The 19,183-nt window shown below is 44.5% G+C and carries 13 protein-coding genes; 8 read left to right on the top strand and 5 right to left on the bottom strand.

Going from position 1 to position 19,183, the window contains the following annotated elements:
* Positions 1–137 precede the first annotated feature (137 nt).
* The 4 genes from JKJ11_RS11590 (at position 138) to udp (ending at position 5,487) form a co-directional block, all read left to right on the top strand.
* The gene (locus JKJ11_RS11590; RefSeq protein WP_006072967.1) at positions 138–554 is read left to right on the top strand and encodes a CBS domain-containing protein; all 417 of its coding nucleotides are present in this window, start codon (positions 138–140) and stop codon (positions 552–554) included.
* 71 nt (positions 555–625) lie between these two features.
* On the top strand, positions 626–2,092 hold the full coding sequence (locus JKJ11_RS11585) for an MATE family efflux transporter (protein WP_006072968.1): 1,467 nt from the start codon (positions 626–628) through the stop codon (positions 2,090–2,092).
* 70 nt (positions 2,093–2,162) lie between these two features.
* Positions 2,163–4,475 carry a zinc/cadmium/mercury/lead-transporting ATPase gene (locus JKJ11_RS11580; RefSeq protein ID WP_252038219.1) on the top strand — a complete coding sequence of 771 codons (2,313 nt, stop codon included), beginning with the start codon at positions 2,163–2,165 and terminating at the stop codon, positions 4,473–4,475.
* Positions 4,476–4,728: 253 nt separating this feature from the next.
* Positions 4,729–5,487, top strand: a complete 759-nt coding sequence (gene udp / locus JKJ11_RS11575) for a uridine phosphorylase (protein ID WP_006072970.1) — start codon at positions 4,729–4,731, stop codon at positions 5,485–5,487.
* Between the two features lie 67 nt (positions 5,488–5,554).
* On the opposite strand, the gene JKJ11_RS11570 is transcribed toward udp, so the two are convergent.
* Together JKJ11_RS11570 and JKJ11_RS11565 are read right to left on the bottom strand one after the other, a co-directional pair.
* On the bottom strand, positions 5,555–6,811 hold the full coding sequence (locus JKJ11_RS11570; RefSeq protein WP_252038218.1) for an MFS transporter: 1,257 nt from the start codon (positions 6,809–6,811) through the stop codon (positions 5,555–5,557).
* A 642-nt stretch (positions 6,812–7,453) separates the two neighbouring features.
* A complete protein-coding gene (locus tag JKJ11_RS11565) occupies positions 7,454–8,980 on the bottom strand; it encodes a diaminopimelate decarboxylase family protein (RefSeq protein WP_006072972.1) in 1,527 nt (508 codons plus the stop codon).
* A gap of 683 nt (positions 8,981–9,663) precedes the next feature.
* Here JKJ11_RS11565 and JKJ11_RS11560 point away from each other — a divergent pair.
* The 3 genes from JKJ11_RS11560 to JKJ11_RS11550 all read left to right on the top strand — a co-directional run bounded on the left by JKJ11_RS11560 (position 9,664) and on the right by JKJ11_RS11550 (position 13,157).
* Positions 9,664–10,599, top strand: a complete 936-nt coding sequence (locus tag JKJ11_RS11560; RefSeq protein WP_252038215.1) for a bifunctional enoyl-CoA hydratase/phosphate acetyltransferase — start codon at positions 9,664–9,666, stop codon at positions 10,597–10,599.
* A 36-nt stretch (positions 10,600–10,635) separates the two neighbouring features.
* Positions 10,636–11,700 (top strand): butyrate kinase, encoded by a 1,065-nt coding sequence (gene buk / locus JKJ11_RS11555; protein ID WP_006072974.1) that lies wholly within the window; start codon positions 10,636–10,638, stop codon positions 11,698–11,700.
* An 80-nt stretch (positions 11,701–11,780) separates the two neighbouring features.
* Positions 11,781–13,157 (top strand): aldehyde dehydrogenase, encoded by a 1,377-nt coding sequence (locus tag JKJ11_RS11550; protein WP_006072975.1) that lies wholly within the window; start codon positions 11,781–11,783, stop codon positions 13,155–13,157.
* A gap of 74 nt (positions 13,158–13,231) precedes the next feature.
* Here JKJ11_RS11550 and JKJ11_RS11545 read toward each other — a convergent pair whose 3' ends face one another.
* Positions 13,232–14,113: a LysR family transcriptional regulator gene (locus JKJ11_RS11545; protein ID WP_006072976.1), complete on the bottom strand. Its 882-nt coding sequence runs from the start codon at positions 14,111–14,113 to the stop codon at positions 13,232–13,234.
* Positions 14,114–14,477: 364 nt separating this feature from the next.
* Between JKJ11_RS11545 and JKJ11_RS11540 the strand changes: the two genes are divergently transcribed.
* Complete coding sequence (locus JKJ11_RS11540) at positions 14,478–15,722, top strand: MFS transporter (RefSeq protein WP_252038214.1); 1,245 nt, start codon at positions 14,478–14,480, stop codon at positions 15,720–15,722.
* Between the two features lie 58 nt (positions 15,723–15,780).
* Here the strand turns inward: JKJ11_RS11540 and JKJ11_RS11535 are convergent, their stop codons facing one another.
* Together JKJ11_RS11535 and JKJ11_RS11530 are read right to left on the bottom strand one after the other, a co-directional pair.
* Positions 15,781–16,953, bottom strand: a complete 1,173-nt coding sequence (locus JKJ11_RS11535; RefSeq protein WP_006072978.1) for a DUF1887 family protein — start codon at positions 16,951–16,953, stop codon at positions 15,781–15,783.
* Positions 16,954–17,162: 209 nt separating this feature from the next.
* On the bottom strand, positions 17,163–19,154 hold the full coding sequence (locus tag JKJ11_RS11530) for a methyl-accepting chemotaxis protein (protein WP_252038213.1): 1,992 nt from the start codon (positions 19,152–19,154) through the stop codon (positions 17,163–17,165).
* Positions 19,155–19,183 lie beyond the last annotated feature (29 nt).

Genomic DNA, 19,183 nt, shown 5'->3' with positions numbered 1-19,183 from the left:
AAACAATTCTTACTTAACATCATGGATTGATAGGTAATGTCTATTACAAGAATCGTAGAATCCCATTTAGCAATATTGAAAATTTGGACAACAATAAACTTATCTAGATTAAGTTATTGGGGCTGAAGGAGATCGCCATGGAATCGCTAAAAGTTAAAGACTACATGACTCAAAGAACGGTGACCTTTACACAAGACATGTCATTGAGTGCTGCGCTTGATAAAGTCATGCAATCTAACCACCTTGGTGGTCCAGTTATTAATGAACGTGAACAAGTTATTGGCTTTATTTCGGAACAAGACTTGCTCGACAAGTTGGTTAAAGTTAGCTATCACTGTCAAGACACGCATACTGTTGGAGATTGTATGCATCAAGAGGTGCTGTCAGTGACACCTGAAACGTCCATCATTGAACTCGCAGATATGATGAAGGTCGGTAAACCGAAAGTCTATCCTGTTATCGACAATGGAAGATTGGTAGGGACGATTACTCGCCGCGATGTACTTCGAGCCATCGGCAAAAATATTGAAGCGTGCTTCAAACATCCTGTGTAAACTAAACAATATTCCCCTATGGGCGCTTCGGCGCCCTTTATTGTTTGTTGCATGTAAATAAAAGGACTGATATGGCGGACCAATCGGCTAAATTCGTTGAAGGATCAACCATGAGGCATATCCTGGTGATGTCAGGAACCTCCACTGTCGGAATCATGGCGATATTCATTGTCGATTTACTCGATATGCTGTTCATCAGTATGTTGGGTCAAGCTGAACTGGCTGCTGCGGTTGGGTTCGCTGGTACGTTAACCTTTTTTGCAACCTCCGTTTCTATAGGAACTTCCATCGCTATGGGTGCATTAATGTCCAAAGCGATTGGAGCTAAGAACGTAGATTATGCAAGGCAGATAGGCTCTAGTGTTCTTGTCATCGCATTTATCATTAGCGCGATTGTAACGGCAATAATGTGTGCCTACATTCCAGAACTGCTGACGGCCATCGGTGCAGAAGGGAGAGCACACGAGAGAGCAGAAGCCTACCTTTGGATCTTATTACCGAGTACGCCTCTGATTGCTTTAGGTATGGCTAGTGGTGCAGGTTTGCGAGCTGCGGGTGATGCGAAACGGTCGATGTGGGCAACGCTTGCGGGTGGGATCGTTAACGCTATATTGGATCCTATTTTCATTTTCGGTTTTAACTGGAATGTGGAAGGGGCCGCCGCCGCTTCGGTGGTCGCCCGATTTGCTGTGTTCTATTTCTCGTTTGCACCGTTATTACGTGTTCACAAATTACTAGCCAAACCTACATATTCGAATGTCATTAGTGATGCCAGAGTGATGTTGGCGATCGCTATTCCTGCCATTATTACTAATACCGCAACGCCTATTGGTAATGCGATTGTGACCACTGCTATTGCCCAATATGGTGAGGATTTTGTTGCTGGGTTTGCGGTAATAGGTCGTCTGACGCCAGTTTGTTTTGCCTTTATCTTTGCGCTGTCTGGGGCTGTTGGGCCTATCGTGGGGCAAAACTATGGAGCGGTAAGAATTGATCGTGTGGAGGAAACGCTAAAGAACTCACTCATCGTGACGACCATCTACACATTAGTGGTTTGCGCTTTATTGTATCTTCTCCAACAGCCGATTATTAACATGTTCTCGTTAACCGGTGATGCATCGCTGATCGTGGCGGCATTTGCGACTTATGTAGCGATTACCTTTGTGTTTAATGGTGTGCTGTTTGTTGCGAATACGTCGTTCAATAATTTGGGTAAGCCACTGTATTCTACCGCACTTAATCTGAGTAAGGCGACTTTAGGTACTTTGCCATTTGTGTACTTAGGCTCATTATGGTTTGGTGCGTTGGGCGTCTTGTATGGACAAGCGGTGGGTAATATCGTGTTTGGGGTGTTAGGTTACATTGTTCTTAAATTCCATATCTCTGAACTGCGTAAGACTGGCGAATGTCAAAGTACAGAAGAAGACCCAAGTTTGGTTTGTGTTAACTCTCAACCATTCAGTACAACAGATCCGGTTATGATTAATGATGTGTCGAAAGTTGAGGAGCAGTTAGAGTCGCCAACACTATCAGGGTAAAATTCTTCTTGACCTTGGAGCTAGCTCCAAGGTTTACACTTGGGATGTAGGATAAGCAAAGGAGAATCCCATGTGTACAAAACATAAAGCGTGCAGCTCACAATCTATCAACGCTATTCGTCCCGCGGGTGATGCGTGCAACGCGCCAAAAATCGCACAAGTAACGGCCATTTCTAGCGAGCAATCTGCGGATTGTTGCGACTCAGAGAGCAGTTGCTGTGCGTCAGAACCTGATGAACCTGCCGCCTCCGGTGGGAAAAGTGAATCTGATTCTGGACTATTAAAATCTTGGAAAGTTGTCGGGATGGACTGTCCTGCATGCGCCAGAAAAGTGGAATCAGCAACCAATAAGTTAGCTGGTGTGGTGAGTTCTAAAGTTCTGTTTGCCACTGAAAAGTTGGTGGTTCGAGTTAATGATGCTGCGTTATTTACTCAAGTTGAAGCAGCCGTTGTTGATGCTGGCTTTACTCTGAACGCTCTAGATGGCAGTACCAATGGAGCGCCGCAAGACCAACTAACAGGCTGGAAAAAAACCTTAAAAGACAACTTTCATATCCTTGCTATCTCTACCGGTATGGCGATCGCTGCTGCGTTTAAAGGCAGCTTGCCGCAGTTAAGCGAATGGCTATTCACGCTTACATGTATTCTTGGTCTTATCCCTATTGCCTCAAAGGCATTGAAACTTGCCAAATCTGGTACTCCTTTTGCCATTGAAACACTAATGAGTGTGGCGGCGATTGGTGCTCTGTATCTCGGTGAAACGGTAGAAGCTGCAATGGTTCTGTTACTGTTTCTTGTCGGTGAGCGATTGGAAGCGTTTGCTGCTTCTAGAGCGCGCAGTGGTGTCCAAGCGTTAATGTCCTTGGTTCCAGAAGAAGCTACAGTGATTGTAGATGGTGTGCGTCAAACCAAGAGTGCATCGGCACTTGTGCCCGGTGACATTATCGAAGTTGCACCTGGTGATCGTATGCCAGCCGACGGTTCGTTATTGGATGCTAACGCCAGCTTTGATGAAAGTGCATTGACAGGCGAATCGCTCCCTGTCGAACGCCATATCGGTGAGACCGTTATGGCGGGTGCGGTCCTTGCAGACAAAGTTGTGCGACTCACGGTTACGTCCAAACAAGGTGAAAACGCCATTGACCGCATTCTCCACCTCATAGAAGAAGCGGAATCGAGAAAAGCACCAATCGAGCGATTCTTGGACAAATTCAGTCGTTGGTACACACCATTAATGATGTTGGTATCGCTACTAGTAATTATCACGCCGCCTCTTATGTTTGCACAGCCATGGGAAACCTGGGTGTATCGTGGTTTAGCGTTACTGCTAATCGCTTGTCCTTGTGCGCTTGTGATTTCAACACCAGCAGCGATTACGTCAGGTCTTGCCGCGGCAACAAGACGTGGTGCACTGATTAAAGGCGGAGCAGCGTTAGAGCAGTTAGGCAACGTTCAAGCTATTGCATTTGATAAAACGGGTACACTGACGTTAGGCAAACCTCATGTTACTGACGTAGTAGTGACAGCAGATTTGGATACTGAGCAAGTGTTGGCGCTATCTGGCGCGATTGAACAAGGTTCAAATCATCCTTTAGCAACGTCATTGATTAAGCACGTAGAGCAGCGTGGCATTACTATTCCAGAAGCCCAAGAGAAAAAAGCGCTGGTTGGTGTTGGTATCGAAGGTATTGTTGATGGTAGTAAGTGGATATTAAGCGCACCATCTAAAGTGACTTTTGACATTGCTGATGAGGTGATGGATAAAGTAGTAGAGCTGGAAAATGGCGGTAAAACGGTGGTGGTACTGGCAACAGAAAACACGGTGAAAGGTATCATTGCATGGCAGGATGAAGTTAGAGCGGATACCGCAGAAGCGGTGGAAAAACTCGCTAAACTCGGTATCGATACCATCATGTTGACAGGTGATAATGAGCGAAGCGCACATGCGATAGCAACGCCTCTGGGTATGGATTATAAAGCAAGCTTGTTGCCCGCAGATAAAGTCACCTTTGTAAATGAGTTAGCTCAAGGTCGTCGTGTCGCTATGGTCGGCGATGGCATCAACGATGCACCTGCGATGAAAGCGGCCAATATTGGTATTGCTATGGGTGGGGGGACTGATGTTGCGCTGGAAACGGCTGATGCAGCTTTGACTCATAACCGCTTGAGTGAGCTTCCTGTGATGATCGAGCTCTCAAGAGCAACACTCAGTAACATTAAGCAAAATGTTACGTTAGCATTGGGTTTAAAAGGCGTATTCTTAGTCACTAGTCTTTTAGGTATTACAGGGTTATGGGTTGCTGTCTTGGCAGATAGTGGCGCTACCGCCATCGTGACCCTCAACGCACTGAGATTACTGCGTCATAAATCTAAATTTGATTGAATGTAGTACTCAGCTTCGCTGTATTTATAAATAATTCCATCAATAAACCGCCCCTCTGTAGGGCGGTTTTTTTGTGAACAGCAAAGAGTTATTCGTGTAATTTATAGACCGATATAACAATAAAGTGTGATGCAAACCGTTTTTATTTGAAATGTTGATGCTGTTACATTAGTAAAGTGTGATCTGTGTACGTTTATGTTGGACGTGATCTTATAAGCTTTACCACATATCCAAGAGACAAAAGGAGTCCCCCATGTCCCAAGCTGTTTTCCATCTCGGAGTAAATAAAGAAGATCTACAAGGCGCTACACTAGCGATTATTCCAGGTGACCCAGCTCGAGTTCAAAAGATCGCTGAGTTAATGGATGAGCCAGAGTTTTTGGCTAGCCAACGTGAATACACAGTATACCGTGCAAAACTAGACGGTAAGACGGTTGTTGTTTGTTCGACAGGTATTGGTGGTCCATCAACTTCTATTGCTGTTGAAGAACTGGCTCAATTGGGCGTTCGCACTTTCTTGCGTGTTGGTACGACCGGTGCGATTCAATCTGACGTAAACGTTGGCGACATGATTGTCACCACTGGTTCTGTTCGTCTAGATGGTGCAAGCTTGCATTTTGCTCCTATGGAATTCCCTGCGGTAGCCGATTTCGATGTAGCAACGGCAATGAAAGAAGCAGCAATTGAAGCGGGTTCTACGGTTCATACTGGTGTAACGGCATCAAGTGACACTTTCTACCCTGGCCAAGAGCGCTACGACACCTTCTCAGGCCGTGTTGTTCGTCGTTTCCAAGGTTCTATGGAAGAGTGGCAACAAATGGGCGTACTGAACTTCGAAATGGAGTCGGCAACGCTACTGACTATGTGCGCAAGTTCTGGTCTTAAAGCTGGCTGTGTTGCGGGTGTTATCATCAACCGTACTCAGAAAGAAACGCCTGACCATGATACGTTGAAGCAAGCGGAAACTCGCTCTATCAAAGTGGTTGTAGAGGCTGCGCGTAAGCTTCTTTAAGCATTGATTCAATTAGAAAAGCCTCCTGTTATGGAGGCTTTTTTTTAGTCAAAAATCGCCAAATTTGCTAAGCATGTTTTGTCGAGGTTTGGTGTTTTGCTTCTTTGTTGTCACGAGTGACGGCCCAAATACATACAAAAGCAACTGTTGTTAGTACACCAATGGCGGCGGGTAATGCGCTCCAACTAAACGATTCGACAGTAAAGCCGCTGATCGCGCTGCCAGTTGCAAAACCGATGGAAATGAAGAACATCATCAGCCCTTGCGTATAACCTGCGCCAACTCTTGTTAAGCGGGAAGCGACGGCTGGAGAGCACATGTCTGTCACAGTAATACCTTGTAAATAAATGATGACTAACGCAACTGGGAAAATAATGGTTGGTATGAGTTGGAACTCAGCAATAAAGTAAAGTGCTGCAACAACAACAATAGACGCTACCGTACACAGCCTAAATAGTGCTGCTGGACCAAATTTAGCTGAGAAGCGCTCGGCCATAACGACGACGATTAACCCAAGCACTGCTGAAATTGATAGGCTGGTGGCGGAGACTGCTTCAGATACCGAGAACGCATTTTTCATTAAGTTTGGGAATTGAGCTTGAAACGCGCCTTGACCTGCGCATAGCGCTGCGACAGCAAAAAGGAATAGACCGAATTTAGAAAACAGCACACTCAACAGATTCACTTTTTGTTGAGACTCAACTTTAGCTGCTTCTTCGCGAGCTTTTGCGGTATCAAGTACTCGCTGACCAGCCTGTTTATTAGTCATAAAGGTGATCAAGGCTAATACAGCGACGGTGCCCATCATCGTGTAAAAGCTCGTTTCATAGCCAAACCCTCCATCGGTTAAAGCTGCTAACACGCCACCACCAATCAAAGTACCTATAATAGCGGCTTGTGCCATTCGACCCAGTTTGAGAGCTTCCGTTTTATTGTCATAACCGGCGAAAGCGATAAAGACGGGGTTTAACATTAATAGTGTTGCAGAACCTAGACCAAAGAAAATAGAGCCAATCGCCATCATCGTAAAGTCACTGCCTGAAGCGATGTAGCAGAAACCGGCAATCACATACGCCACCATGCCTAAAAACTGAGCTAATCGATGTGCTTTATATTTGTCTGCTAATAAGCCAATAATAGGAGCTGCAAGACCCGCTACACCGAAGAAGCCCATCGCTAAGCCTGCATTGGCAAAACTGCCGGTTCGCTCTGCGACAAACGCAGGCATTACGATCGGGATAAACACAAGCTGGACAAAGCCATAGGCAAGGTGAGCGGAGAACCAAAGCTCAATGCCCAGTTTATTACATATTTTTTTTAGCATAATCAATCTGCGTTTCCCATTTAGCTTCCCTCGTTCAATCGAAAGAAGATAAAATTTCAACCCGCATCCTTCTAATTAATATTTCAACCATCGTGGCTGCAATCACACTGATAAGTTTTCAAGAAGTGAATTATTAAAATTAATAAAAAATCTTTTGTTAAAAATATTATTAACAAAAAACACCTAATAGGATGATAGTCATTCACTTGATAACTGTTACTTAAGTTAGCTAGAGATACTCCTTTTGGATATACCTTAAATAGGTACAAAGTAGTGTTATATATTGCTCTATGTCTCAATATTATTTTCCTAAAATAGTAGCGATAATTAATTGCAAATAGCTTTGTTTATTTGTTAACTATGATGTTTTTGAAATGTTAATTTATATAAATTACTTTCAATGCCAGTTATTGGCTCTATCTATGTAATATTAAGTTGGATTAAAGTAGGTTCTATTAAATGTTCGGATGGAAACAGCTGGTATAATTAATGGAAAACCTAACCAATAGAGAAGTAATGTAGGTTTATGTAATTAGTAGACTGGAAGTTTAGATAATAAAAAGGCTTAGCAATAAGCTAAGCCTTTTAAATAGAACAGCTCATATGACAATTGAGAGGTTTCTATTCCTGATACGTTAAAGCTTACGCTTTAGCGGTTTTCTTTTTAGCGATTTCTGCTTTGGCCTTCTTAAAACGTTCTGGAAGGATTTGAGTAGCGAATACGTCCTCAACTGTTTCTGCACGCTTAATGAGTTCAGCTTGACCATCTTTAACAAGCACGGTTGCTGGACGTGGCAGTGAGTTAAATTGACTCGCTTGAGATTCAGCGTAGTGACCCACATCCATAATTGCTAGTACGTCTTTTGGCTCTAATGCAGGCATTGTTGCAGCGCTTTCCCAGATTGAAGGAATACAGATTGGACCCGCAATTTCTGTTGTTTTCTTAACAAGAGGTTGTGTCATCTTGTTTGCGGGTAGTACAGGGTTCTTCGACTCTTGAGACTCTACTAGCGTTGCTAGATAGGTTGACGCATCAACCATAGTGTAAGTGTAATCCATCTCTTGGTCGTCCTTTACGACGTATACAGATGTCAGTAGAGTACCAATGTTACCTGCAATGTAACGGCCAGGTTCTAGCCATAATTGTGGAACTTCGAAGCCTTCTTTAGTGAACTCTTCTAGCATACCTTCACAGACGATTTTTGCGTAATCTTCGATAGTGTTGGAGTTCATCATGTGCTCTTTGCTACGACACTCTGGCTCACGTTCACGAGGCCAACCACCACCTAGGTCCACTTGGAAAGGTTGTACACCACATTCACGAGAGATCTCGATTACGTTACGTGCATACTCACGGTATAGCGCATCCCAACCTTCAGGCTGCTTAGAGAAGCGACCTAGGTGAGTATGGAAGCCGTAGAATTCGAAGATATCGATTTCTTTAACGCGGTTGATGATTTTTTTCGCTTCTTCTTTAAGTAGACCGAATTTAATCCACTTCATCGCACCGATAAAGTTAGGGAACGGGTAGGCGTCTGGTTCGAAGTCGTTGAAGAAATCTTCAGGGATGACTTTTAGGCGTACCGCGATACGTACTTTCTCAGCAGGCTTCACTTCACGAGCGATACGCTCAACAATCTCGATCTCTTCGTAAGAATCTAGGTGGATAGCGTAGCCGTATTCAATGGCTTTGCGGATGGCAAGCTCAGGTTTCACTGTACCGTTTAGTGCGATAGTTTTTGGATCAGCGCCCGCAATGTGAGTCGCTTCAACTTCACCGGGACCGAAACAGTCGCCACCAACACCTTCCTCATTACAGATAGCGCGAACCGCAAAGTTTGTGTTCGATTTGATAGCAAACATAACGTTTACAGGTTTTGGCCAGTAGTTCCCGAAGGCGTTTTTCACACGGCGTAAGTTACCACGCAGTGTGTCTTCGCTTAGAACGAATAGCGGGCTGCCATATTGTTCAATAAGGTCAGTCGCTTTACAACCACCAATCAATAGATCGTCGCCCTGTGTGGTTAACTCGTCAGTTGGAGTCAATAGGTTGTTTAGACGCTCAGCGTAGTTTTGGTTAGCTTTGTGCTCTGCAAGTAGTTGTTTTTGTTCTTCAAGAACAACGCTAAGGTTGTTTACACTTTCTTCTAAGCGGTTTTGAATTGTCATCTTCGACCCTTACTATTTAGTCAATGATTATCATGAAGTTACATTCGATTTATTTACTGAGTTTTGGACTCTACAAAGGCTCGAATGCGGTATTGATTTGTTGCTGTTGAGTATATTCTTGGACGTTGTCCCCAAGCACATCACTCAGCGTCAAAAAAACTTACGCTAGCGAAAAATAACAACTTGCATCAGGAAGTAAAATCATTCCTCTGGTGAATGAATGTGGCTTTCTGACTTTGGTGTTGAAGCGGTTATTAGAGTGTGACAATCCATAAATTCCACTAATAAAGGCAAGAACCAGTAATTGTTACCTATTCGCTCTAAAGTAAATTACTCGGTTACTTTGTAGTGTTACCTAAGGCTAGGACAGTAAAAAGTCTATTTTTCTACGCGAAAATATAAGTTGTTTTTGTGATGAAGATCGCCAGTTATAGCCCTGGTTGATACTTCATTGTTTTAATTATTCATCGTCAAATCATTGTTACCGTAAAACGGTCAAAAAACCTGACTCTGAGTGAAGTTTATTTCGACGATACCTGAGATAGATTAATTCCATCCTTTGAAAGGGTTAAAAATAGTCTCAATTTATTGTTCCACAATAATTGATTACTCCCTTTGATGAATATTTATCGAAGATAAAAAGAAGGTTGTTTCCTTCTTCTTAATTAAAAGGTATCGCCCCTATGTACAATAAAGATTTCTTTATTCAGCAAGCTAAAAAGTTCGGCAAGAAGCAACGTATGGTTGTTGCGGCAGCGCACGATGATGCAACGCTTGATGCAGCAAACAATGCATTCCAAGAAGGCATGGCAGACGTCATTCTTGTTGGTGAGCGCGCGTTAATTAACGAAGCAGCGGCGAAAGCAAATGTTGACCTAGCCAACTTTGAGATCATCGAAGCCGACGGTCTTGAAGCAATTGCAACCGCATCAGTTTCAGCTATTGCAGAAGGTAAAGGCGACCTACTAATGAAGGGTCTTATTGACACTTCTGTTCTACTTAAAGAAGTCCTAAAGAAAGAACACGGCCTTCGTACTGGTAATGTACTTAGCCATGCTGGCGTTCTATTCAAAGAAGGTGGCGACAGCTTCCACGTATTTACCGACGCAGCGATGAACATCATGCCTACGCTTGAGCAAAAAGCGGGCATCATCAAAAACGCTGTAAGCCTAGCGCACTCTGTAGGTATCGAAGAGCCTAAAGTCGCTAATCTATGTGCGAAAGAGAAGCCATACGACAAGATGCCAGCGACGATGGACGCGGCAGAGCTTCAAAAAATGAACCAAAACGGTGAAATCGAAGGTTGTATCGTTTCTGGTCCTATCTCTCTAGATATCGCGGTATCTCAGTACGCTGCAAACCTAAAAGGTTATGAGTCTCCAGTAGCGGGCAGCGCCGATATCCTAATGGTTCCAAACATCGAAGTAGGCAACGTGTTTGCGAAAGCACTTCAGTACATGGCTGGATTTAGCATGGCGGGTGTTCTACTTGGTGCTCGTATTCCTGTTGTTCTTGTGTCTCGCGCTGACGGCGAAGCAGAGAAGACAGTCTCTATCGCGCTTGCTTGTTCTGTTGCTGCAATGAGCCAACAGAAAACAGCCGCAGAAGCGTCTGCTTAATCATAAATAGCAATAACTAAATTAGGTTTATAAGTGATGAAAATTCTAGCTATCAACCCTGGCTCTACCTCTACAAAAATCGGTGTTTTCGAAGGCACTACTGAGCTGTTCGAGAAAACACTACGTCACAGTGCTGAAGAGTTGGCACCGTTTGGCGCGGTTGTTGCTCACCAGAAAGCATTCCGTAAAGAAGCGATCCTAGCGGCACTAGAAGAAGCTGGTGTTAAAGCGTCTGAACTAGGTGCTATTGCATGTCGTGGCGGTGTTCTTAAGCCAATCGCTGGTGGTACTTACAAAGTTGACGATGCAGTTATCGCTGATCTTCTTGAAGCACAAATTCAACACCCAGCAAGCCTCGCAGGCATCATCGGTAAAGAGATTGCAGACGAGAACGGTATTGAAGCGTTCTTCACTGACGCACCAGTGACTTATGAGTTATCTGAGCTAGCTGCTTTCTCTGGTCACAAAGCCATTAAACGCAAAGGTCGTTTCCATGCGCTTAACCAGAAAGCGATCGCTCGTCAGTTTGCTGAACAGCAAGGTAAGAAATACGAAGACGTGAACGTTATCGTGTGTCACATGGGTGGCGGTATCACAGTTGGTGCTCATATGGGCGGTCGTACTGTTGACGTAAACGACGCGGTTTCTGAAGGCCCTTTCACTCCTGAGCGCTCTGGTGATCTGCCAACTCGTGAGCTAATTGACATCTGCTTCAGCGGTGAGTACACGCATGCTGAGATGAAAGCATTCATCCAAGGTAAAGGCGGCGCCTTTAGCTACACAGGTAGCATTGATATGCGTGAAATCGAAGAGAAAGCGGAAGCAGGAGACGCTGAGTTCAAACTAGTCACTGATGCAATGGCTTACCAAGTGTCTAAGCAAATCGCGGCAATGGGCGCGGTATTCGGTGGTGAGAAAGTTGATGGAATCCTGCTAACAGGTGGTATCGCTTACAGCAAATACATCACAGCTGAAATCACTAAGCGCGTTGAGTTCATTGCTCCGGTAACTAAGTTCCCAGGTGAAGTTGAACTAGAAGCACTTGTACTAGGCACACTGCGTGTGGCTAACGGCGAAGAAGCGGCGAAAACATACGCTTAATGAATTAAAGATTAGGGCAGGTCATCAACCTGCTCTGTAGAAGTGGCTCGCCACTGAATACTTTACAGAAGGTAATTAAAATGTCATTCGATATCAATAACGCACAAGGTGTATTCGAAACTGTTGAAGCAGCAATCGAAGCAACTCACAAAGCTCAAGTTGAATTCTACGCTAACTCTACCAAAGAAGGCCGTGAAGCTATCCTTACTGCTATCCGTGGTGCGGTTCTAGCTAAAGCTGAAGACTTCGCGAAAATGGTTCGTGAAGAAACTAAACTAGGTCGTGTTGAAGACAAGATCGCTAAGCACCAGCTAACTGCTGCTAAGACTCCGGGCACTGAAGTTCTAGAAACTAAAGTATGGTCTGGTGACAACGGTATCTCTCTAGAAGAGCGTGCACCATACGGTGTTATCGGTGCTGTTACTCCTGTAACTAACCCAACTGAAACTATCGTTAACAACGCTATCTCTATGCTAGCGTCTGGTAACGCGGTAACGTTCAACGTTCACCCATCTTCAAAAGTTGTTTCTGCGGTAATGATTGACATGATCAACAAGACTATCGTTGCAGCAGGCGGCCCAGCTAACCTAGTTACTATGGTTAAAGAGCCTACGCTAGAAACTCTTAACGAAATCGCTAAGTCTCCACTAGTAAACATGCTAGTAGGTACTGGTGGCCCAGGTCTAGTTAAAGCAATCCTACAATCTGGTAAGAAAGGTGTAGGCGCTGGCGCGGGTAACCCACCTGTAATCGTAGACGCTTCTGCTAACTTAGACCTAGCTGCGGCAGGCGTTTACGGCGGTGCATCTTTCGATAACAACCTACTATGTATCGGTGAGAAAGAAGTCTTCGTTGAAGATTCAGTAGCTGACGAGTTCCTAGCTAAGTTAGAAGCAACGGGTGCTTACGTTCTTTCTGCAGAAGAAGCTGAGAAGCTAACTGCACAAATCCTAACTATGGATGAAATCGATGGTGCTAAGCCATGTACTGCGCAAGAAATTGCTCGCGTATGGCATCCAGTTAAGCAACACGTTGGTCAAGACGCTGGTGAGATCCTTAAGTCTATCGGTGTTGAGTCTGAGACTCGTCTAGCGGTTATGGTTGTTGAGAACGACCACCCACTAGTACACGTTGAGCAAATGATGCCAGTACTTCCAGTTGTTCGTTGTGCGAACATCGACGAAGCTATCGAACGCGCTGTTGCTGCGGAACGTGGTAACAAACACTCTGCATGTATCTACTCTGGCAATATCGAGAACGTAACTAAGTTCGGTCGTGCTATTAACACAACTATCTTCGCACACAACGGTCCAACACTATCTGGTGTAGGTTACAACGCTGAAGGTACTTCAACGTTCACAATCGCTGGTCCAACTGGTGAAGGTATTACAAACGCGTACTCGTTCACTCGTGCACGTCGTTTCGCAATCGCTCAAGGCGGTCTGCGCATCGTTTAATCGATTTACCCCAATCGAGAAACGAAAAAGCCGAAGCATTTGCTTCGGCTTTTCTCGTTTATGGAAGCGGATAGTTAAAACAAGTCGTAGATACCTTCTTCGATGCCATCGATCAGTGCTTGTCTTGTCTCTACCGCATGATCGTTCGGGCGTGACATCTCGCCAAAGCTCTCAAAATACATGCCGTTCGGATGCTTCACGACCACTAAATGTTCTTGGCGTAATTCTTGTTTTACCAATGTCTCAGGAATGATCGCCCAACCTAAATTATCGATAACCGCATCCAATACTTCTTGGTAATTAGAAAAGCTCATTGTGCTACTCGAAATAGGGCGAAAATCTTGATGAATCTCTTCAAACAGGTGAGAAAGCACGATTTGCCGATGGGCACTGATGTCGGTACTGGTTACGTTGGTGAGTTTAGCCAATTCATGCTTAGGGGAACATACCGCCATCATTCGAATACGATGCAGAGCACGAACCTTAACTTGAGGGTCATCGCCTGAGCTAAAGACCAAACCATAGCCAAGATCTACGTGATTTTCGCGAACGAGTGTCGGGATATCGGCACTGGAGGCTTTGATTACGGTCAGGGAGACATGTGGAAATTCATCAGACAAAGCAACAAGTTGTTTTCGCCAGAATGAAGACGGTAGTGTGTCGTCATAGGCGATGCGTATTTTGTCACTGTCACCTTGTCGAAACTGCTCGGCTTTTGAGTACAGACTCTCGGCCATATTGAGGATGTTTCGACAATCGGGCAGTAAAGCACTTCCCGCGTCATTTAATACCAGACGATTACGAGTCCGTTCAAACAGTTCTACACCCAATTCATCTTCTAAACTGGATAGCGCCATACTTAGTGAGGTGCGCGTTTTACCCATAATATTAGCAACTTTGGTCAATGAACCATGCTCTGCAGTTAACGCAAACACTCTAAGTTTGGTGAGATTCATAAGGCAAACTCCTACCTTAATAATTAGCGGCAAAGTATATACCCAACACGACTGGGTAGATGACAACTATTCTTTCTGTCAGCATGATTAGAGTATAACAAACTTGACGCTGAGAGAAGTGTGGGCTTAACACTGGAGGCTTTGGGCTATTACGACTTTGTAGGTAGGCTGATATTATCATCACTATAAATAAGCCCAGTATTTTTATGGTTAACAACGGGTCAAACAGAGTGTTTACTCAGTTGATAATTTACCTAGATTTGGCGTGGGCTAGCTATTCGCTCAGTAGAAAACGGATCTTTTTGCTGTGGTTTAATTTATTACCCACAACACTAAGGGTAATGATCTATTGAGGTCTGTGATCATGTTGAAAAAACTTGGCTTAGAGGGCTGGTTTGCCGCGCACTTTGCTTATGGCATTGTGCAAATCGTGTTTATTCCTATGTTAATGCCTTCCTTTATTCTTGCTCGTACTGGTAGTGCGACTCAAGCAGGTCTGGCAATGGCAGTATTTGGTATGGCGGGTCTTGCCGCTCCAATTATTGGAGGCCTCGCTGATAAGTACAAAGCGCATCGACATGCACAGCTTTTCGGTATGATCTTTTATCTGCTTGCTGGGACAAGTTTTGTCGTCGCGGGTGAAAGCTTTCCATTGATGTTAGTGGGTGCTGCATGTTTCGGTGTTGGCTCAGCTATTCTTCTTATGCTCAACCCTGTTTTTATTACGTTTGCGGGCTACGATACAAAAACTGAAGCGATGAAGCTTGGCCGTATGGCTCAAACGCTTATCATTGGTGCTTTACTATCTGGTGTAGCCTTGGCATATATCACTGATTTAGGTTGGTCTTACGAACAACGTTTTGGCGTTATGATGGCGATTGTTGCTGTGCTGTTGGTTATAACCATGTTTACCAATAAAACCGCAGCTCAACGAGTACTAGATAACGCAGAGGCGAGTGCCGAAGCGGATATCGGTGGCAAAGAAGACGTTGGTCTAGCAAAATCACTATTCTCAAATTTCGGTTTGTTCCTACTTGCCGTTGGTTTGCTATGTGCGGGACAAGGGGCATTTCAGGCACAGTATCCGAACTTACTAGAAAACGCTTATGGTGTCGCGCAATCTCTCTCTGCTGCTAACCTATCGGTGGCGTCAGTTGTGGGCCTGTTTATCTTAATCGCGGCTGAGCGCTTTGTGGCACGTTACGGCAACCTTAGCTTGTTCAAAGTGTCAGCGATTGCTTCTATCATCGTGATTGGTTTGCTTTACGTGATAGCTGAAGCCGGAATGAGTGTGCACTACATTATTACCTTAGGCTTGTTCCTAATTTATCTGCAAGGTATCACTATTACCGATATGATTTCACCAGCAATTGCTGCTCGCTTGACCGTAGTAGGTGGCGGTCTGACTCAAGGCTTAATGATGTTCTTCATCTCATTAGGTTTTGCTGCTGGTAGCGTTATCAGTGGTGTTGCTGTAGATGGGTTTGGTTGGGCAGCGTTGCCATTTGCTATTTTAGCCCTGACGATTGCTGCATATGTATGTATTGTCATTGTTGGCGCGAAACATAAAGCGTCGGTAAAGCATAAGCAGCAACAAGCTGCAGCGTAAACGCAAAATCAAAGTAAAAAAGCTTGGCGATGGCCAAGCTTTTTCTGTTTCTAACTGCTTAAGAAAGGTGAGCTTTCTCATCGATACCGCCGGCACCTTTAAACCATTTGGTTAGATGCAGTTTTAGATCCTTCAACTCATCCGGTCCAATAAGTGCTAAGCCAAGATCTTCTGCACGAGTAATATCGTTGTGACGTAGCGGTCTAAAACTAACCAACATGGCACGGGCTTGCAGGCCACCTAACAAGTCACGCAGCGATTCCAGTTTGTATAGAGTGTCGTCACCATCGTCGCGCATACCTTTGGTCTTACATTCAATAATATGCAGTTTATTGTTTACAACGGATGCGACATCCAGTTCGTTGCGAACTTCTCGCTCACCAAGCTGACGGTATACTTGAACATTCAAAGAACGGTCTTGAATGGTCGGTAAGTCGTCTTGGATTTGTTTGACCGTGCTATGAACTAGGTTCTCTAACCATTCCCCATTGGAAAAGCGACGTGCATCTTCACTGATAAAGGTTAAAATGCCGTTGTCATAAGTCGCTATTTCAGATTCTACCAAATCGCTAAGTAGCATATTGAGTTCGCGATAACCTTGTTGTTTTTCGGAAAGCTCAACATCGAGTTTCTGTTCTTTTCGGCACGTGGTTGCCAAGTAGTTTAGCGTCGCTAGACCCGGACCTAATTCCAGTGCGTTACTCGCCCATTTTTCACCCAGCTCATAAAGTTTTCTGTCAAGTTGTGGAGGAAGATCGTAGTCAGTAAATTCACCACGAGCACCAAAAATCGTGAGGTAATCACCAATGGTGATATGATCTTGTACCTGCGCATCAGTTGCGCCTTCTGGGTACAACCAGCACATCTTATCGCTGTTCGGTTCAACAACGAAGATTGGCCAATGGAAGGTACGGAATACTTCATAGACAGAAAGCAGTCGATGTCTTAAGCCGCAACTGGCATTCAATTTAACTTCGACATTCTTTTCTTTAAGTTGCTTAGCTAAACCGAGAATGGATTGTTTGATAACAGACGTATTGACGATATTGGGAATTTCATAAAATTCTGCAGTAATGTCGCGCTCCGCCAATACTGAGCTCAAACGCTCATACATTTCAAATTGGGATTCGTCACCAATAAAGATGATGTGACGACTAACGGTTCGGTCATCCAGTAAAGGAGTTACCAAACGAATGGGATCTTGATCAATTATGCCTACGTGAACGGCCATTATAGCTTCCTTCAACTATTGGCTTGCTGAAGAAAATGAGAGCATGACATTCGTCATTGATATCGAAACTTGGGCTTTCAAAATCAAAGGTCATGGAAAAGTGAAGCAAGCCATGATTCAGATATAATGCCGTTACTTGTAAAAAACAAGAGCAGGTCTCAACGAAACCTGCTCTTAGGGGGATAATTTACGCGTTTCTTACACGAAAACTAAAGTTTGAAGCGGTGTACTAGTTCACTTTGCTGATTGGCTAGGCTAGTTAAGCTCTCACTTGTTGCCGCAATTTGTGACATGGCTTGATAGCTTTCATCGGCGATATGATTGATTTCTTCGATGTTTTTAGCGATATCTACGGTAGTTTCACTTTGCTCGCCTGCGGCTTGAGAAATATGCGTACTCATTTGGCTGATTTCGATGATCAACGCTTGTATCTCTTCCATGGCTCCATTAGCGGTAGAGGCTTGCTCAACCGATAGTTCCATATCCTTCATACAGCTTTCAATGACTTGTCCTGCACTCTTAGAGCTGGTTTGTAAGTTACTGATCATGGTTTCGATTTCAGTGGTAGATTCAGTGGTCTTCTGAGCTAGTACGCGAACTTCGTCTGCCACCACTGCAAACCCACGTCCTTGCTCGCCTGCACGTGCTGCTTCAATAGCAGCATTGAGGGCGAGTAGGTTGGTTTGCTCAGCGATGTTGCGAATGACATCTAAAATGCTGCCAATTTGGCTGCTCATCTTCTGAAGTTCGCCAACCGCTTCAACCGATTCATTAAGACGAAGCTCCAACTGATTGATGGTGCTGATATTGGTACTCATGATTTGACGACCAGATTCAGAGGCCGATTCGACTTGATGTACCTTCTCTAACGAGTTTTGCGCACTGTTTGCCACTTCCTGTACTGAATGAGACATTTCGGTCATTGCCGTTGCGACGTTAGCGGTTTGCTCACGCTGCGCATTAAGTTGGCTTTGCGCACTCAAAGACGTGCTTTGGTTGTTGCTTGCAGTATCAGTGAGGTTGTCCGATGCATCATTCAGTTTGACCAACACGTTGTGCAGGCTGTCTGCAAGCGTATTAATGTGGTTGCCTAGGCGGCGGAACTCATTGTTGTATTTCACTTCAATGCGCTGCGTCATGTCGCCTTCGGTTAAGCTTTCTAGTGTTTTGAGTGTGCTGTTCAGTGGTTGACGCACACTTTGCGCAATGTGGTAACCAATACCGACTGCAATTAAGACAACGACCATACCTATACCAATGGCTTTTATTACGCCCTCGTCATAGATAGTGCCTGCTTGTTCAAGAGATTGGTTTAGATTGGCTGTCGCAGTTTCGGTGAAGCCGTTAAGTGTCGCCATCGCACCGTCTACTTCCTGAGCTAGGTTTTCGATGTTTTGATACAGAGCGGCTCTGGCGATCAAATAATTATTATGTTGGTCTAACACGCCACCTTTCTGGCCGACATCTTTGGTAAATTGTTCCACAGAGCTCTCAAACACTTTCTTCAACTCTGGCATTTGTGTAACTAAGCCGCGGTAAGCGTAGTTGAGGTGAGTGACGGCTTTGCGGTTTTTATTAACGGCTTCTTGAACGAAGACGGTATCGCTACTGGCTAGTGCATCTGAAGTGATGAGTTCGGCGTCTTTTAGCTTGATAAAGTAACTTTTTGCCATCACTTTGACAGAAATACTCGAAGCGTCATCTACATACTCTTTCATACCAACAGAAAGGTCTGAGTGGAGTTTTTGGAATCGTCGTGTGGAGAGTTGAACCTGTTCTTGAGCTGAGAACATGGATTGATAGTTATCCATTGCTTCTTGAGCTTCTTCGCTATAGCGAGCTTGAACCTCTCGCAGTTCTCCAACTCGGTTTTCTAGCTCAGGGAAACCGGCACTCGCGCTAGCGAGTTGTTCTAAGTCACGACCAAACTCTTCCATTGAAGCGGAAAACTCTTCGCGACGGATAGTCATTCTTTCTTCGTTCTGCGTTGTGAGGAAATCTTTGAAGGATTTGTCCGCAGACAATAATTGCACACTGGTTTGATTCGAAAGAGAAACTAACGGGAGAGAGGACTTAGAAACAGAACCAAAATACTGATGAATTTGGTTCATGCCACTGAGCATAATCATGATGGTGATAACAAAAAGAATGACGATGAGCGTGAACCCGGCGTACATCCTCCGTATAACGGAACCCTGCATATATCTCTCCCTAGTGATGTTGCAGCAAT

Source organism: Vibrio sp. SCSIO 43133 (genome assembly GCF_023716845.1).
Lineage (GTDB): Bacteria > Pseudomonadota > Gammaproteobacteria > Enterobacterales > Vibrionaceae > Vibrio > Vibrio mediterranei.
The sequence above is the reverse complement of the archived record's forward strand: the minus strand, read 5'-3'. Positions and strand labels throughout refer to the sequence as shown.

Bases quoted from the DNA above. Each gene is read 5' to 3' on its own strand.
- JKJ11_RS11530 (WP_252038213.1), bottom strand. From the start codon at position 19,154: ATGCAGGGTTCCGTTATACGGAGGATGTACGCCGGGTTCACGCTCATC.
- JKJ11_RS11580 (WP_252038219.1), top strand. From the start codon at position 2,163: ATGTGTACAAAACATAAAGCGTGCAGCTCACAATCTATCAACGCTATT.
- JKJ11_RS11560 (WP_252038215.1), top strand. From the start codon at position 9,664: ATGTACAATAAAGATTTCTTTATTCAGCAAGCTAAAAAGTTCGGCAAG.
- JKJ11_RS11570 (WP_252038218.1), bottom strand. From the start codon at position 6,811: ATGCTAAAAAAAATATGTAATAAACTGGGCATTGAGCTTTGGTTCTCC.
- JKJ11_RS11585 (WP_006072968.1), top strand. From the start codon at position 626: ATGGCGGACCAATCGGCTAAATTCGTTGAAGGATCAACCATGAGGCAT.
- JKJ11_RS11550 (WP_006072975.1), top strand. From the start codon at position 11,781: ATGTCATTCGATATCAATAACGCACAAGGTGTATTCGAAACTGTTGAA.
- buk (WP_006072974.1), top strand. From the start codon at position 10,636: ATGAAAATTCTAGCTATCAACCCTGGCTCTACCTCTACAAAAATCGGT.
- JKJ11_RS11540 (WP_252038214.1), top strand. From the start codon at position 14,478: ATGTTGAAAAAACTTGGCTTAGAGGGCTGGTTTGCCGCGCACTTTGCT.
- JKJ11_RS11535 (WP_006072978.1), bottom strand. From the start codon at position 16,953: ATGGCCGTTCACGTAGGCATAATTGATCAAGATCCCATTCGTTTGGTA.
- JKJ11_RS11545 (WP_006072976.1), bottom strand. From the start codon at position 14,113: ATGAATCTCACCAAACTTAGAGTGTTTGCGTTAACTGCAGAGCATGGT.
- udp (WP_006072970.1), top strand. From the start codon at position 4,729: ATGTCCCAAGCTGTTTTCCATCTCGGAGTAAATAAAGAAGATCTACAA.
- JKJ11_RS11590 (WP_006072967.1), top strand. From the start codon at position 138: ATGGAATCGCTAAAAGTTAAAGACTACATGACTCAAAGAACGGTGACC.
- JKJ11_RS11565 (WP_006072972.1), bottom strand. From the start codon at position 8,980: ATGACAATTCAAAACCGCTTAGAAGAAAGTGTAAACAACCTTAGCGTT.